Raw genomic sequence first — 14,954 nt, 5'->3', positions numbered from 1 at the left:
GGCAGACACTCGGGGGACGGCGTGTCAGAAACAATCCTTTCAGAGGTGGGTAACCCTATGGTTCAGCAAACGAGATCCGGAACGGACACGCTGCTGGATGCAAGGGGCCTGACCAAGCGCTTCGGCGACATTCTCGCCAATGACAATGTGGATCTTGTCATCAACAAGGGCGAGATCCATGCCCTTCTGGGCGAGAACGGCGCGGGAAAATCCACGCTGGTCAAGATGTTCTACGGGTCTCTGCAACCGGACGGCGGCGAGATCCTGTGGCAGGGAAAACGGGTCGACATCGGCAACCCGGCGGCGGCGCGCGAACTCGGCATCGGCATGGTCTTCCAGCACTTCTCGCTGTTTGAAGCCCTCAATGTTGTCGAGAACATCGCCCTTGCGCTTCCGAATCCGGGCCGGATGAGCGACCTGGCGGAGCGGATAGAGTCCGTTTCGCGTGACTACGGGCTGCCCCTCAATCCATCCGATATCGTCGCCGACCTTCCGGTCGGCATCCGTCAGCGGATCGAGATCGTCCGCTGCCTGCTCCAGGAACCGCAGCTCATCATCATGGATGAACCCACGTCGGTCCTGACGCCGCAGGAAGCGGACCAGCTGTTTCTGACCCTGCAGCGTCTGGCCAGCGAAGGCTGTGCGGTGCTCTACATCAGTCACCGGCTGGAAGAGGTGAAACGCATTTGCCATCACGCGACCATTCTCCGCCATGGCAAGGTCGTGAGTGAATGCAATCCGGCGAAGGAAACGCCGGCGACGCTTGCCAGCATGATGGTCGGTGCCGATGTCGCTTCCGTCAGCGCCGGCGCCAGGACACCGCAGATCGGCGAAACCCGGCTTGCACTGAGCAATCTTACCGCAAGAGCGGCAACGCCCTTTGCGACCGCTCTCAACGGGATATCGCTCGATCTTCGCGCCGGTGAGGTCGTGTCGATCGCAGGCGTCGCAGGCAACGGGCAGGGGGAACTGTTCGACGCCATTTCGGGAGAAATGCCGGTCGCGCCGCAGATGATCCGGATCGACGGAAAGCCCTGCGGCTCGAAGAGCATAACCTGGCGACGCAGGCAGCTCGCCGCTTTCGTGCCCGAAGAGCGGCTCGGCCATGGTGCCGTGCCGGGCCTGAAACTGTCCCAGAACATCGTACTGACCCGACACGCCACAGGCGACGGGCTCACCAGTGGCGGCTTCGTGTCGACCGCCCGGGCAAACGGCATGGAAAAGCACATCAAGAAGGAATTCGATGTGCGCATGTCCCACGACGATCCGGAAGCTCGGTCTCTTTCAGGCGGTAATCTCCAGAAATTCGTGGTGGGCAGGGAACTGGACCGCCAGCCCGGCGTGCTGGTGGTCAACCAGCCCACCTGGGGGGTCGACGCGGGAGCGGCCGCCCTGATCCGCCAGGCCCTGATCGATCTTGCCAGATCCGGGTCCGCAGTTCTGGTGATCAGCCAGGATCTTGACGAGATTTTCGAGATTTCCGACCGCATCGCGGTGATATCCAGAGGGTACCTGTCCGAGGCAGAACCGGCTGAAGACATGAACCGGGAGCGTGTCGGCCTTCTCATGGCGGGCGGCGCCGAAGCGCAAGGAGAGGTGGCCTGATGCGCCTGGAACTGGTCAAGAGAAAAGAACGCAGCCGGACGATGGCATTGCTTTCGCCCCTGATCGCGATCGCCCTGACCGCCCTGGCCGCGGCGATCATCTTCGCGGTATCCGGTCACAATCCGCTTGTCGGGCTTTACAAGTTCTTCATCGAGCCCCTCACGCAGCAATGGTCCCTGCAGGCAACAATTGCCAAGGCAACGCCTCTGGTGCTTATCGGTTGCGGACTGGCCGTCTGTTACCTTTCAAACAACTGGAACATTGGCGCGGAAGGCCAGTTCATCGTCGGAGCCCTGTTCGGATCGGCTCTGCCCGTGATGTTTCCCGAATTTCAAAGCACTGCGACCCTGCCGCTCATGCTGGTGTTCGGTGCACTGGGCGGAGCCCTGTGGGCTCTTTTGCCGGCGGTTCTCAAGAACTGGTTCAACACAAACGAGATCCTGACCAGCCTGATGCTCGTCTACGTGGCAAGTCTGATTCTCGACTATCTCGTCCGCGGTCCCTGGCGCGATCCCGGCGGCTACAATTTCCCCGAATCCAGGCTGTTTTCCGATGCGGCCATCATCCCGAACGTCTTCGGCGGCACCATGAGTCTGGCGACGCCGATCACCATCGTGATTGCACTCGTTCTGGCCGTTGTCCTGGCCAGAACCCTCAAGGGTTTCGAAATCAGGGTCATGGGGGAAAGCCCGCGTGCCGGAAGCTTCGCCGGGTTCTCGGCCAAACGCCTGACACTGTTCTCCTTTGCCCTGGCCGGCGGTCTCGCCGGACTGGCCGGAACGATGGAAGTCTCCGGTGGCCTCAACCAGCTTCTTCCCACCATTTCACCGGGCTACGGGTTCACGGCGATCATCGTCGCCTTCCTGGGGCGCCTCAATCCGATCGGCATTATCGTGGCCGGCTTCGTGCTGGCGCTGTCCTATATCGGCGGCGAGGCCGTGCAATCGGCCATGGGGGTCTCCAACAAGATCGCCAGCGTGATCCAGGGGCTGCTCCTGTTCTTCGTGCTCGCCTGCGACACGCTGATCCTCTATCGCATCCGGCTGGCCTCTCATCAGGCGCCTTCAGGGGAGACCGCCCATGTTTGAAGCTGTTCTTCTTACCGTCATAACCGCTGCCACACCGCTCCTGATCGCGGCGGTCGGCGAACTGGTCGTCGAACGCTCAGGCGTATTGAACCTCGGCGTCGAAGGCATGATGATCATGGGCGCCGTCGTCGGATTCGCGGTCGCCAATCAGACCGGCTCCGGTACGCTCGGCGTCTTCGCGGCCGTGGGGGCGGGCATGGCCATGGCGGCATTGTTCGGCTTTCTTGTCCTCATCCTGGTCGCCAATCAGGTTGCCACCGGTCTGGCACTGACCATTCTCGGGACCGGGTTCTCCGGCCTCATCGGCGAGGCATTCATCGGTGTGCCGGGACTGAAAATCCCGAGTCTCTACATTCCGGGCCTGTCGGACATTCCGTTCATCGGGCCAGTCCTCTTCCAGCAGGATGCGATCGTCTACGTGGGCTTTCTCCTGGTGGCCGTCGTTGCCTACACCCTGTTCCGCACCCGTCTCGGGCTGGTGCTGCGCGCGGTAGGCGACAATCACAACTCTGCACATGCGCTCGGCTATTCGGTGATCAGGGTCCGGTTTCTGGCGGTGCTTTTCGGCGGTGCCTGCGCCGGTCTCGCCGGATCCTACATGTCGCTCGCCTATACGCCGCAGTGGGTCGAGAACATGACCGCGGGCAGGGGCTGGATCGCCCTGGCTCTGGTGGTGTTTTCGTCGTGGCTGCCGCTGCGCGTGGTCGCGGGCGCCTATCTGTTCGGAGCCGTAAGCGTTCTCAACCTGCACGCACAGGCCCATGAACAGGTGAACATCCCGTCGCAACTGCTGTCCAGCCTGCCGTATCTTGCGACGATCCTGGTCCTCGTACTCATTTCGGCAAATCGCAGACTGACGCTGGTCAACACACCGGCCTGTCTCGGCAAGCCGTTTGTTCCAGACCGGTAAACCTCCCGGGGACCGGTCAGGCCCGTCTCCCGCTGCGATCCGGGAAACGGGCTCATCACACGATCGCAACAGAAAGATCAATCCAGAGGGGAATGAAACAGATGAAATCTCTTTTGAAAGCAACCGTAGCCGCCTTCGCCTTCGTGGCCGCGGGCTCAGCGGCGAATGCAGCCGATGTGAAGGCCTGCTATATCTACGTCGGACCGATCGGCGATTTCGGCTGGTCCTACCAGCACGATCAGGGGCGTCTGGCCGTCGAGGAATATTTCGGCGACAAGGTCGAAACCGCCTACCTGGAAAGCGTTCCGGAAGGTCCTGATGCGGAACGGGCCATCGAGCGCTTCGCCCGCGAAGGCTGTAACATCATCTTCACGACCTCTTTCGGCTACATGAACCAGACCCTCAAGGTCGCCAAGAAGTTCCCGGATGTGAAATTCGAGCACGCAACCGGTTACAAGACAGCCGACAATGTCGCGACCTACAATTCCAAGTTCCATCAGGGCCGTTACATCATCGGCCAGATTGCCGCGAAACAGTCCAAAACCGGCGTCGCAGGTTACATCGCATCCTTCCCGATTCCGGAAGTGGTTGCCGGCATCAACGCCTTCCTGCTCGGCGCGCAGTCCGTCAATCCCGACTTCAAGCTGAAGGTCGTATGGGTCAACACCTGGTTCGATCCGGGCAAGGAAGCTGACGCGGCCAAAGCCCTCATCGACCAGGGGGCCGACATCATCACCCAGCACACGGATTCCACGGCTCCGCTTCAGGTCGCCCAGGAACGCGGCGTTCATGGCTTCGGTCAGGCATCCGACATGATCAACTTCGCCAAGGACGCCCAATATACCGCGATCATCGATGAATGGGGTCCGTACTACATCGAGCGCATTCAGGAAGTCATGGACGGGACCTGGAAATCCGAGAGCACCTGGGACGGTCTTGCGGAAGGTCACGTCGTGATGGCGCCCTACACCAACCTGCCGGACGATGTGGTCGAGATGGCGATTGGTACCGAAGAGAAGATCAAGGGCGGTTGGGAACCTTTCACCGGCCCCATCACCAAGCAGGACGGATCCGTCGCAGCGGAAGAGGGCGTTACCCTTGATGACGGCGCGATCCTCGGCATGAACTGGTACGTGCAGGGCGTCGACGACAAGCTGCCGCAATAACGCCAAGCTGGCCGGCCCGGGAGATTGATCCCGGGCCGGCACATCAGACACTCTGCAAAACGGACGCGCGACTCATGACCCTTGCCTTTGCAATGGACTGGCTGAACCTGCTCATCAGATGGGCCCATTTGATCGTGGGTATCGGCTGGATAGGCACGTCCTTCTACTTCATCGCGCTGGACCTTTCCCTGCGCAAGAGGGAAGGGATGAAGGAGGGCGTTCTCGGCACTGCCTGGGAGGTCCATGGCGGCGGTTTCTACCACGTGGAAAAATACACGGTCGCACCGAAGGAACTTCCGGATGATCTGATCTGGTACAAATGGGAAGCCTACCTGACTTGGGTGACCGGTTTCGCGCTTCTTGTCGTCCAGTACTACTTCAACGCGACCGCCTATCTGATCGACCCGGCCGTATTGAAGCTCACGCCGGGAGAAGCGGTTCTCGTGTCCGTCTTCACTCTGGTCGCCGGCTGGTTCATCTACGACAAGCTGTGCAAATCCCCGATCGGCAAAAACACGCTGCTGCTGGCGCTTTGCGTCTTCGCCCTTATCCTGGGTGCATCCTACATGTTCACCCATGTCTTTTCCGGGCGCGGCGCCCTGATTCATGTGGGGGCCTTCATCGGCACCATCATGGCCGTGAATGTCTTCGGAGTGATCATTCCGAACCAGAAGAAAATCGCAGCCAGCCTGATGGCCGGAGAAACACCGGATCCCGCACTCGGCGCAACGGGCAAGCAGCGTTCCGTACACAACAACTATCTGACCCTTCCTGTGCTGCTGATGATGGTGTCGAACCACTATCCCATGCTGACGGGCCATCCCCATGCCTGGCTCCTGGTCGCGCTGGTTCTGATCATCGGCGGTATGGTGCGCCACTTCTTCAACCGGCACGACGCGGGGGATGACCTTGGCAGATTCTGGTGGTCGCTTCCGGTCGCCGCCGTCGCGACGGTCGCCGCCATTGTCATGACCGCCCCGCGTGACTTTTCCGGCGGTGAACAGGTCAGCGACGCGACCGTTCTGCAGATTGCGCAGACCCACTGCGCTGTTTGCCACTCGGCAAGACCGGCACATGAGGGATTTGAGGAAGCGCCCAAGGAAATAGAACTCGATACGGTTGAAAACCTGCACCGCTACGCGGATCTCATCATGGCCCAGGCCGTGCAATCGGATGCCATGCCCCTTGGCAATGAAACGGGAATGACCAACGAAGACCGGGCCACCCTGGGGGCCTGGCTCAGCCAGCGGAAATAGGTGCCAGGCGTGTTTACCCTCGATCAGATCAATGACATGGACCGGTCGGGCTTCGTGACCGCCTTCGGCGATGTCGCCGAACATTCTCCCTGGGTCGCCGAAGGGGCCTTCAAGGAAGCCCCTTTTTCCGACAGCGAAGCCGTCATCGGGGCCTTTGAGCGGGCCATGGGCGCCGCCACCGAGGACCGGAAACTGTCCCTGGTCCGTGCCCATCCGGACCTGGCAGGAAAGGCAGCTCTCGCCGGTGCCGTCGCGGAGGAGTCAAGACGGGAGCAGGCGGGGGCGGGATTGAATACACTTTCGCCGGAGGAATTCGCCCGTTTCACGGATCTCAACAACCGCTACAAGAGCAAATTCGGTTTTCCATTCATATTCGCGGTAAAGGGTGCGACCAAGGAGATGATCCTGGCGGCCTTCGAAGACCGGATCGAGAATTCCGCCTCGGTCGAATTGGAAACGGCCCTGACCCAGATTGCCCGTATTTTCCGGTTTCGCCTGGAAGAAATAATAATCGACAAATAATGACAAAGGAATTTCTTGCAGAGCAATAGATTAACTCTCATTTCGAAAGCTGATTTATAAAGACGTAATTAGGACGATTTCCAATTTGCGAATTTTGTAACCCAGAGTAAAGTGCAGAAACCCAATTGACCGGGAGGTTCGATGGTGCTCCGAAACTTTACCGCCCTTTTGTTTTTTCTAATGCCATTCTGCATGATGTCTGCGGCAACCTCTCAGGACATCGACAAGGTCGCCCTGACCATCTCCGGGAATATCGAAGCCGCCGCACCGGCAGAGTTTTCGATCAGGGCTCTGGAAGCACTGCCTCGCACCACGATCGTGACCGCGACGCCCTGGCATGACGGCAAGGTCACCTTTGAGGGCGTTCTGTTGAGCGACCTGATGGCTCAGGTGGGCGGCAAGGGTACGCGCGCGGAATTCTTCGCTCTCAACGACTATCGGGCCGTTATTCCGGTGGCTGACTTCAAAGCCAGCAAGCCGATACTCGCCTACAAGGTGAATGGAGACTACATCTCCATACGCAAGAAAGGGCCCCTGTTTGTCATTTACCCCTATGACCAATATCCGGAAATGAAAACAGAGATCTTCTACTCCCGCTCGGTCTGGCAGGTCAGATCAATCGTGATCGAATAAGGCTGAGAGATGAAGCGCAACCACCTCTGGCACTGGATTGTGCTGTGCTTGTTCCTGGTCGCGCTTTTCTTGTTCTGGACCTATTTCTACGCGTCTGACGACCTGCGACACGAGCAGGAGAGATCGCTGGAGTACGACACGGTGTGGTCTGCCACCAACGGTCGTCATGAATTTTACAGATATTCCTCCAGCATCTCCAGATACCTCCAGTCCGGCAAACAGGAGGACCTTGAAGACGCCCTGTTGAGATTTGAGATTTTTCTGGGCCGGATGGACACCTGGAGAACCGGCAACTTCAAGACATTCCTCATGAACTCCCCGCAATTGCATCCGGTTTACCAGGGGCTCGCTGCCGACCTGGCAGATATCAAGCCATACATGCAGTCGCTTTCCTCACCGCAACCTGATGCCATGCACGCCATTCTGGACAACATGTCGGCGAAGATCGAAGTGATTGCCGGACAATCCTACCAGTCCAGCATTCAGCAGTTCCACGAGGACAGACTGACTTTCCAGGCAAAGTTGATGACGGAGAAACGGATCGGCATGGGTCTTCTGATCCTGGCCGCCATTCTGCTCGCGGTCGTCATGCGCCAGAACCGTGTCCTGACCCATGCGAACAACACGATAGCCGGGGACGCCAGACAACTGAGTTTCCTGGCCAGACACGACGCCCTGACAACGCTTCCCAACCGCACCTTGCTGACCGATTACATGGACAAGGCTGCGAAACACCTGACCTCCGACGAAATTCTGCTCGCGGTCGCTCTCGATCTCGATGGTTTCAAGGCCATCAACGACACGCTCGGCCATGCCGGAGGCGATGCGCTTCTTGTCGCCCTGTCGGCACGATTGACCGACTTCGTCACGGCGCTTCCCGGCAAAAATCTCGCCGCCCGCGTTGGCGGTGACGAATTCGTTCTCGTTGTTCGGGCACCGAAGGACGAGATAGACGTCGAAGAAACGATCCGCGCACTCGCAAGCAAGTTCACCACCCAGCTTGATACGGCCATCGGCAGCATGCTCGTCGGCGCGTCCATCGGCTGCGCCGTGGCCACCAGCCGGGAAGAAACCGGTTACGTCATCCTCAATGCGGATGTCGCCCTGATGGAGGCAAAGGAAGCAGGCCGGGGCACGGCGATGCACTTCGCCGAATCCATGCGAACCCGACTGGAACGCCGGCTACAGATCGAACGACAGCTTCCCGACGCCTTGCAAAACGGCATGATTCAGCCGCACTATCAACCGCAGGTCAACATCGCCACGGGCGAACCGGTTGGCATGGAGGCGCTTGCGCGCTGGTCCCACAGCGACATCGGCCCGCTGTCGCCGGCCGAATTCATCCCGATCGCAGAGGCCAGCGGCGATGTGATCGAACTGGGCAGGATCATGCTGCGATCCGCCTGCCGTGACATCCAGCTTCTGCCGGACCACATCCATGTTTCCGTAAACCTGTCGATGATCCAACTGATGAACGACGATGTCGTGAAACTCGTCGGCGCGACCTTGCGCGAGACCGGCCTGTCACCAGACAGACTGAAACTGGAGGTCACCGAAAGCGTCTTCATGCAGAACGTCGACCTCGTCTCCGGTGTGCTTGCAAGGCTCCAGGACCTCGGCGTATCCATTTCCCTCGATGATTTCGGGACGGGTTATTCCGCACTGAACTATCTGAACAAGTTCAAATGGAATGAGCTGAAAATCGACAGGTCCTTTGTCACGGCCTGCGATACCTCTCCAAAGGCGCTCAGCGTCGTCAAAGTCATCAAGTCGCTGGCCGACAAGATGGACGCGGAGCTGCTGATTGAAGGTCTGGAGACCCGCAAGCAGGTCGACACCTTCAGGGACCTTGGCTGTCTTTACGGACAAGGCTTTTTCTACAGCAAGCCGAAGCCCATTGCCGAACTCCAGCAGTTCTTCCGCGAGGCAGAGCCCTTCCGCAATACCGTCGTTCAAAATTGAGTTTCAGGATGACCGGGTCTTCAACCGGATGCAATCCGGGTCTGAAACCCGGGTAAATTCAGGGCGTTGCAAAAAGGGCCCGAAAAAGAGCACCCGCATTCTCAATGATATTGCACCGTTCCGGTTTCAGAAGCTTTTAACCGTTCCAGGGTTTAATGGCGTCGGAATAAAAACCTAGGGTTACATTTTTCCGCGCCCGTCGTGAAAAGCATTGGCAACCGGACCGCATGTTTCGTGCAAGGTGCGTGTTGCATACTTGAATTTCGGGTGTGTTTCGCCGGGTTGGCTCGCAAGGATTGTTTTCCGGGAGCCGGACCCAAAGATGACAAACCGGGGGGCTCCGGTTCATCTGACGAAATGACTATGGCCGGATCGGACAATCGAAAGGACCCCTGAATGTGGGGCCAGGCAATCTGTGAGTGGGACGGATCAGCCGATGCGATCTGACAGACAATTCCGATCAGTTTTTCCCGTGCTTTGCTGCCTTGTGTTGGTGCTGCTGGCCGTCAACGGCCGGTATGTCCATCAGGCCGACATCCGGGTCCGTGAAGCAAGCCTGTTTGAAACCGCTCTGCTGGCACAAATTGTACATTTCAGCACATCGGACCTGGAAAAATACGTCGCTCGTTCCGGCGTGCTGAAAACGGAAGCCGACAGGCTGGCCGCGGAACAGGCCTTTCAGAACCTGAGCGAGACCCTCAAGACATGGAGACAGGGCGACATACGCGCACTCTCCGGCATCTCCGGCCAGACCGGTTCGCAACTGGACAGTATCCAGCAAGACAGCCGGGAACTCGCACCGCTGCTGAACGATCTCCACAATACGGCCTCGGTCACCAGGGCTCTTGTCCTGCTGCAGGACATGGAGCGTATCCTTGATCAGATCAAGGAAGCAGTAGCTGGGGAGGCGGCAGAACAGACCGCAACCGCGAAACAGGACCTCATCTTCCACCAGAAAATACACACCGCATTGATCTTCGCGCTGATCCTGGCCGGTCTGGGGTGGGTGTTCACCCTGAAAAAAAGAAACTCGGCTCTGAAAAAGGCCCGCGGAGCAACCCTGGAGCAACTGGCGCGTCTGACCGGCAGGCTGGATTGTGACCGGGTAACCGGCCTGGGCAACTACCGGGTATTCACGGACCGGGTAACTCAGGCCAGCAACGCATTGACTGCCGGCCAGACCCTGAGTGTCTTCTGTGTCGATCTGGAAACTGCCTTGCTGACGAGCGGCAACTTCGACCTGCGTGGAGAAAATGCGGTTCTTGCGTCCACGGCCGAGATGCTGCGCAATTCGATCGAGCTCCTGGAGGGAACCACCTGCCTGGCGCGCTCACGGGGCAAGGGCTTCCTGATCATGACGGTGACCGACGACGCTCCTGGCCTCAGTGCGCAGGAGATAGCGCATCGCATCCTGGCCCTCTTTCTGCGGCCTCTTTCGACAGGGAAGGGCACTTTCCTCATCACCCCGGCGATCGGATATGCCGAGACCCGGACGTCCGAGCAGGATCCGGCCGAACTGATCTGCAACGGTGAACTTGCTGCCGCGGATGCCGTGGCCAACGGATCTCGGCATGCCGTGACATTCCAGCCGGCGATGCGGACAGAAGTTGCCCGTCGGGCGACAGTGGAAAACGCTCTGGCGCAAGCCATCGAAACAAATGAGTGCCTTCCCTACTTCCAGCCCCAATTCAACCTGAAAACCGGCCGCATTCATGGGGTCGAGGCACTGGCACGCTGGTACCATAGCGACCTGGGCTGGATTTCACCTTCGGAATTCATTCCCATTGCCGAGAAAACCGGCGATATCGTTTCCCTCGGATGGAAAATCCTGGAAACATCCTGTGCGGAGGTACAGCTTCTGCCAAACGCCCTGACGCTTTCGGTCAACCTGTCGGTCGCGCAGTTTCACAATGACGACATTGTCGCCATGCTGGAGGACTGCCTGCAACGGACCGGACTTCCGGCAACCCGGCTGAAGCTTGAAATCACGGGGACGGGCGACCTTCAGCACATTCAGGACGTCCTGACGGAGCTGCGCGCACTGGGCGTGCGCATTTCCCTCGACAACTTCGGTTTCGGAAACTCCCCGTTGTGCTGTCTGACCGATTTTCAGTGGGATGAAATCAAGATTGACCGGTCATTCTCCGGCAGGGCAGTCAGCGATCCGAAGTCGCGCCACATTCTGAAGCTGGTTCTCGACGTCGCCGAGACGCTGGGATCGGAAGTCCTTGTCGAGGGTATTGAGACCGTCGAACAGCGCGATGTTCTGGTAGACCTCGGCTGCGTCAACGGCCAAGGTTATCTCTTTGGCGGCCCAATGGCGATCGACGATGTCACGACCCTGTTTTTCCCCCAGCACAGCCAACACTGCCGCGCGGAAACCTCGGCCTGACACGATCTCCCTGAAAAGGATCCGGCCGGAAATCGGATCGGATCCACACCCGTTCATCAGACTCGCGACGCGGGCAATTGGCGAAAATCAGGTTGCGAAAGAACAGATCTGCAGCAGTGGCGCCAGATGTTGGTCCGTCAGGCCAAGGCAGCAAGAATGGGCCACCAGCAGAAAAGCCGTCAGCGCGGAGCCTGTAGCCAGGGCCAGAACAAGAGACGGATCGCGGACAATGGTCTGCAAGACATTCTCCGGGCTCATTTCCAACTGTGTCATCATCATCTCCTCCTGTTAGGCCGCGACGCCGATATTCGCATCTTCAGTTGCCGTTTCCAATTGTCATCGACAGGACCATCGGATTTGCATGCGCTCATCCGGAACTGTCCGCATCGAGCGTCGGGTGGGAAATCCGCCGCTGGTTCTGCCGGCGCAGCATCATGAGTTCGGCCAGTATCGAAAGAGCGATCTCCTCCGGTGTGATCGCACCGAGATCGAGACCTGCCGGCCCCTTGATACGGTCCAGTTCGACCGGGGCAATTCCCTTGTCTGCGAGCTTTTCCAGAAGTGTCTTGAGTTTCCGCCGGCTACCGACAAACCCAAGATGGCGCGCAGGCACCTTGATCGCTTCTTCCAGTGCAGCCAGATCGCCGCGCCCCTGTGTCGACACGACGATATAGGTCTCCGCATTGCTCTGTATATCACTGCAGAATCCCGTGTTCCTGTCGATGCCGGACGGAAACACGGCCAGATCTTCGGCAGGTGCACAGACGGTGAAATCGAAACCGACGGACCGTGCCTGTTGCGCGAGTGCGACGGCAACCGGGCTGGCTCCGAAAACCACGAGCCTGGGGCGCGGCAACACTGGCTCGATGAAAATGTCCATCGTTCCCTGACTTGGGCACATGTTCCGGGAAAACTGGACGCCCTCACGCTCTTCGCCCGGTTCGACACCGCGTTCCGCGAGCAGCTCAGGAGGCTGGATGGAAATCAGTCTCGTTTCCCCGTCTTCAAAGGCAGCCTTAGCGGCTTTGAGGACGGCGGCGCGGACGCAGCCGCCCCCGATCCAGCCCGCCACAATCGATCCTTCCCGGTCGACGATCGCCTTGGCCCCGGCCTTGGCCGCCGTTACCGAGATGGTGCGCACGACCGTCGCCAGAACGAAAGGTTCGTTGCCGCTCTGAAGCCGGCTCATCAGGGGGGCGACGTCGCTCGCGACCTCGGGCTCCGCTTCCGCGAGTGTCAGGGGAATGGTGTGTTTCATCGGCGTGTCACCCATGGGTCAAAGCTTTGCCAGATAAGGTTCAAGTGCGGCCAGACTCGCCAGATTATGGGCGGGAGCGAAAAGATCGATATGCGGCAAGGCTGCCTGCATGCCAGCGGTGGCAGGCGTATAGCCTTCCCAGCCGATCATGGGATTGAGCCAGACGATGCGCCGGCATCTGCGCCGCAACCGGGCCAGTTCCTCGCCCAGGAATTCCGGCCTGCCCGTATCGTAACCGTCGGACAGGATCATCACGCAGGTACGCGAATGAATGACCCGCGCCGCGTGCTGGCGATTGAAGGTTGCCAGGGCCTCTCCGATCCGCGTTCCGCCTCCCACACCCTGGGCCATCAGTCCCATGCGGTCGAGCGCACGGCCGGCGTCACGTTCCGACAGGGCCGAGGACACATGCACGAGACGGGTATGAAAGAGAAACGCTTCCGCCTCGCGGAAGTTGTCCAGGATGCCATGCACGAAGCGCGTGAAAACGCCGGTGTAGTTGTTCATGGAGCCGGATGCGTCAAGCAGGATGACAAGCCGGAGCTGGCGCGTGCGCGGCCCCTTCCGGATCAGCTCGATCGGGGTGCCTCCATGGGCGACGGAATGGCGGATTGTCCTCCGGAGATCGAGCCGCGGCCCTTTCCGTTTCTGCCTGTCCCGGCGGGTCAGCCGCACGCGCATGGATTTCGCCAGTCGTTCGGCAAGGTCATGCGCCTTTTCCAGCGCCTCGGGATCGTGAATGGAGCGAATGTCCACCTGGCCCAGGTTTTCGGCCAGGCTCGCCCCCTCCCGGCGGCCGGAAGGTGTTTCGTCCGAGTCCTCGTCGTCTTCGCCCGGCTGGCGCTCCACGTCACCGGCAATGGTCTCCTGACGGTTGCCCTGTGCATCAATCAGTTCGCGAAGAGTTTTCATGCCCTTGCGTGTGCTGGTTCCGCTGACCTTCACCCCCGAGCGGACGCCTTTCCCGGCCCAGAAGGCGTCGAAAATCTCGTCGAACCTCTGCCAGTCCGACAGGCGGCCGCAAAAAAGCGCCCGATAGGCCGCCTTCAGGCTGGCCGGTCGGGCCATCAGGGGCGTTTGCAGGAGACGGAGCGCATCGCGGGTTTCCCCAAGCCCGACCCTGAAACCGCTGTCGCGCAATGTATGCACAAACCCGGCCATCCTGTGCCGCAGCACAGCCCCGATGTCCTCTTCGGTTTCAAGGGGGAGGGCGGTCATCGCGTCATGCCACCTTTCCCAGCAGCCTGTCGGTCACCTCGGGCGACACACGCACGCGGTCCTCGCGGGTCTTCAGGACACACGCCAGCGTATCGAAGACAAGGTCACGGCTGTCATGCAGGTTTCTTGCCCCCAGCCCCAGAAGCGCGGCCGCCCAGTCGATGGTTTCGGCAACACCCGGCACTTTCGCGAGGTCTTCCTTGCGCAGCATTCCCATAAGTTCCGATATCTGCAAGGCAAGCGCTGTATCGAGCCCGTCAACACGCGACAGCAGAATACGTGCCTCCCGATCCGGCGTCGGATAGTCGACATAATGATAGAGGCAGCGCCGGCGCAGAGCATCGGACAGTTCGCGCGTCCCGTTCGACGTAAGCACCACGCGCGGAATGGAGACCGCCGACACCGTTCCCAGTTCCGGGATCGACACCTGGTAGTCCGACAGGATTTCCAGAAGGAAAGCCTCGAACTCCTCGTCCGCACGGTCGATCTCGTCGATCAGAAGCACCGGAGCCCGGTCCTGCCGGATGGCGGCCAGGAGGGGACGCTCCAGAAGATACTTTTCGGAAAAGACCGCTTCTTCAACGGTTTCGGCATCCGCTCCGGAGCCTTCGCGCGCCTTGATGGCAAGCAGCTGGCGCTGGTAATTCCACTCATAGATGGCATCGGAGCGATCCAGCCCCTCGTAACACTGGAGACGAATGAGGTCCGTGCTTTCGAGCCGGGCAAGCGCCTTGGCAACCTCGGTCTTGCCGACGCCAGCTTCTCCCTCGAGCAGCAGCGGACGGTCGAGCATCTCCGTCAGCAGCAGGGCCGTGGCCAAGCCGTCATCGGCGACATAGCCGGCTGCCGCGAGGCCTTCTGCAATTTGATCCCTGGTTTTCGTCATGCGATCAATGTCTGCCACATTCTCTGAAAGGGAGCAGGCCTTGCCTGCAACGATCCGC

General features: G+C 59.7%; 13 protein-coding genes. 9 read left to right on the top strand and 4 right to left on the bottom strand.

Going from position 1 to position 14,954, the window contains the following annotated elements; translation table 11 throughout:
* Positions 1 to 57: 57 nt before the first annotated feature.
* The 9 genes from DCO57_RS06030 (at position 58) to DCO57_RS05990 (ending at position 11,534) form a co-directional block, all read left to right on the top strand.
* On the top strand, positions 58 to 1,605 hold the full coding sequence (locus tag DCO57_RS06030; protein ID WP_116697953.1) for an ABC transporter ATP-binding protein: 1,548 nt from the start codon (positions 58 to 60) through the stop codon (positions 1,603 to 1,605).
* On the top strand, positions 1,605 to 2,693 hold the full coding sequence (locus tag DCO57_RS06025; protein WP_116697952.1) for an ABC transporter permease: 1,089 nt from the start codon (positions 1,605 to 1,607) through the stop codon (positions 2,691 to 2,693). Before DCO57_RS06030 ends, DCO57_RS06025 begins: the two co-directional genes overlap by 1 nt.
* The gene (locus DCO57_RS06020; RefSeq protein ID WP_116697951.1) at positions 2,686 to 3,603 is read left to right on the top strand and encodes an ABC transporter permease; all 918 of its coding nucleotides are present in this window, start codon (positions 2,686 to 2,688) and stop codon (positions 3,601 to 3,603) included. The genes DCO57_RS06025 and DCO57_RS06020 overlap by 8 nt, the downstream gene beginning before the upstream one ends.
* A gap of 101 nt (positions 3,604 to 3,704) precedes the next feature.
* The gene (locus tag DCO57_RS06015; RefSeq protein WP_116697950.1) at positions 3,705 to 4,769 is read left to right on the top strand and encodes a BMP family ABC transporter substrate-binding protein; all 1,065 of its coding nucleotides are present in this window, start codon (positions 3,705 to 3,707) and stop codon (positions 4,767 to 4,769) included.
* A 74-nt stretch (positions 4,770 to 4,843) separates the two neighbouring features.
* The gene (locus tag DCO57_RS06010; protein WP_116697949.1) at positions 4,844 to 6,025 is read left to right on the top strand and encodes a urate hydroxylase PuuD; all 1,182 of its coding nucleotides are present in this window, start codon (positions 4,844 to 4,846) and stop codon (positions 6,023 to 6,025) included.
* Between the two features lie 9 nt (positions 6,026 to 6,034).
* A complete protein-coding gene (gene uraD / locus DCO57_RS06005; RefSeq protein WP_347876549.1) occupies positions 6,035 to 6,547 on the top strand; it encodes a 2-oxo-4-hydroxy-4-carboxy-5-ureidoimidazoline decarboxylase in 513 nt (170 codons plus the stop codon).
* Positions 6,548 to 6,739: 192 nt separating this feature from the next.
* Positions 6,740 to 7,180, top strand: a complete 441-nt coding sequence (locus DCO57_RS06000; RefSeq protein WP_205756092.1) for a molybdopterin-dependent oxidoreductase — start codon at positions 6,740 to 6,742, stop codon at positions 7,178 to 7,180.
* 9 nt (positions 7,181 to 7,189) lie between these two features.
* Positions 7,190 to 9,142, top strand: coding sequence for an EAL domain-containing protein (locus tag DCO57_RS05995; protein WP_116697947.1), 1,953 nt, complete (start codon positions 7,190 to 7,192; stop codon positions 9,140 to 9,142).
* Positions 9,143 to 9,614: 472 nt separating this feature from the next.
* Positions 9,615 to 11,534: a GGDEF domain-containing phosphodiesterase gene (locus tag DCO57_RS05990; RefSeq protein WP_165814653.1), complete on the top strand. Its 1,920-nt coding sequence runs from the start codon at positions 9,615 to 9,617 to the stop codon at positions 11,532 to 11,534.
* An 87-nt stretch (positions 11,535 to 11,621) separates the two neighbouring features.
* On the opposite strand, the gene DCO57_RS05985 is transcribed toward DCO57_RS05990, so the two are convergent.
* The 4 genes from DCO57_RS05985 to DCO57_RS05970 form a co-directional block, all read right to left on the bottom strand.
* Positions 11,622 to 11,807 carry a hypothetical protein gene (locus DCO57_RS05985; RefSeq protein WP_133192633.1) on the bottom strand — a complete coding sequence of 62 codons (186 nt, stop codon included), beginning with the start codon at positions 11,805 to 11,807 and terminating at the stop codon, positions 11,622 to 11,624.
* 94 nt (positions 11,808 to 11,901) lie between these two features.
* On the bottom strand, positions 11,902 to 12,792 hold the full coding sequence (locus DCO57_RS05980; RefSeq protein ID WP_208977820.1) for an XdhC/CoxI family protein: 891 nt from the start codon (positions 12,790 to 12,792) through the stop codon (positions 11,902 to 11,904).
* Positions 12,793 to 12,810: 18 nt separating this feature from the next.
* Positions 12,811 to 14,010 carry a VWA domain-containing protein gene (locus DCO57_RS05975; protein ID WP_116697943.1) on the bottom strand — a complete coding sequence of 400 codons (1,200 nt, stop codon included), beginning with the start codon at positions 14,008 to 14,010 and terminating at the stop codon, positions 12,811 to 12,813.
* A 4-nt stretch (positions 14,011 to 14,014) separates the two neighbouring features.
* Positions 14,015 to 14,896: a MoxR family ATPase gene (locus tag DCO57_RS05970; protein ID WP_116698002.1), complete on the bottom strand. Its 882-nt coding sequence runs from the start codon at positions 14,894 to 14,896 to the stop codon at positions 14,015 to 14,017.
* Between the last annotated feature and the right edge of the window lie 58 nt (positions 14,897 to 14,954).

The sequence above is a fragment of the Labrenzia sp. 011 genome, from assembly GCF_003075075.1.
Taxonomy (GTDB): domain Bacteria; phylum Pseudomonadota; class Alphaproteobacteria; order Rhizobiales; family Stappiaceae; genus Roseibium.
The sequence above is the reverse complement of the archived record's forward strand: the minus strand, read 5'-3'. Positions and strand labels throughout refer to the sequence as shown.

Excerpts from the sequence above, each read along its gene's own strand:
- DCO57_RS06030 (WP_116697953.1), top strand. The coding sequence starts at position 58 with ATGGTTCAGCAAACGAGATCCGGAACGGACACGCTGCTGGATGCAAGG.
- DCO57_RS06025 (WP_116697952.1), top strand. The coding sequence starts at position 1,605 with ATGCGCCTGGAACTGGTCAAGAGAAAAGAACGCAGCCGGACGATGGCA.
- DCO57_RS06020 (WP_116697951.1), top strand. The coding sequence starts at position 2,686 with ATGTTTGAAGCTGTTCTTCTTACCGTCATAACCGCTGCCACACCGCTC.
- DCO57_RS06015 (WP_116697950.1), top strand. The coding sequence starts at position 3,705 with ATGAAATCTCTTTTGAAAGCAACCGTAGCCGCCTTCGCCTTCGTGGCC.
- DCO57_RS06010 (WP_116697949.1), top strand. The coding sequence starts at position 4,844 with ATGACCCTTGCCTTTGCAATGGACTGGCTGAACCTGCTCATCAGATGG.
- DCO57_RS06000 (WP_205756092.1), top strand. The coding sequence starts at position 6,740 with ATGATGTCTGCGGCAACCTCTCAGGACATCGACAAGGTCGCCCTGACC.
- DCO57_RS05995 (WP_116697947.1), top strand. The coding sequence starts at position 7,190 with ATGAAGCGCAACCACCTCTGGCACTGGATTGTGCTGTGCTTGTTCCTG.
- DCO57_RS05985 (WP_133192633.1), bottom strand. The coding sequence starts at position 11,807 with ATGACACAGTTGGAAATGAGCCCGGAGAATGTCTTGCAGACCATTGTC.
- DCO57_RS05980 (WP_208977820.1), bottom strand. The coding sequence starts at position 12,792 with ATGAAACACACCATTCCCCTGACACTCGCGGAAGCGGAGCCCGAGGTC.
- DCO57_RS05975 (WP_116697943.1), bottom strand. The coding sequence starts at position 14,010 with ATGACCGCCCTCCCCCTTGAAACCGAAGAGGACATCGGGGCTGTGCTG.
- DCO57_RS05970 (WP_116698002.1), bottom strand. The coding sequence starts at position 14,896 with ATGACGAAAACCAGGGATCAAATTGCAGAAGGCCTCGCGGCAGCCGGC.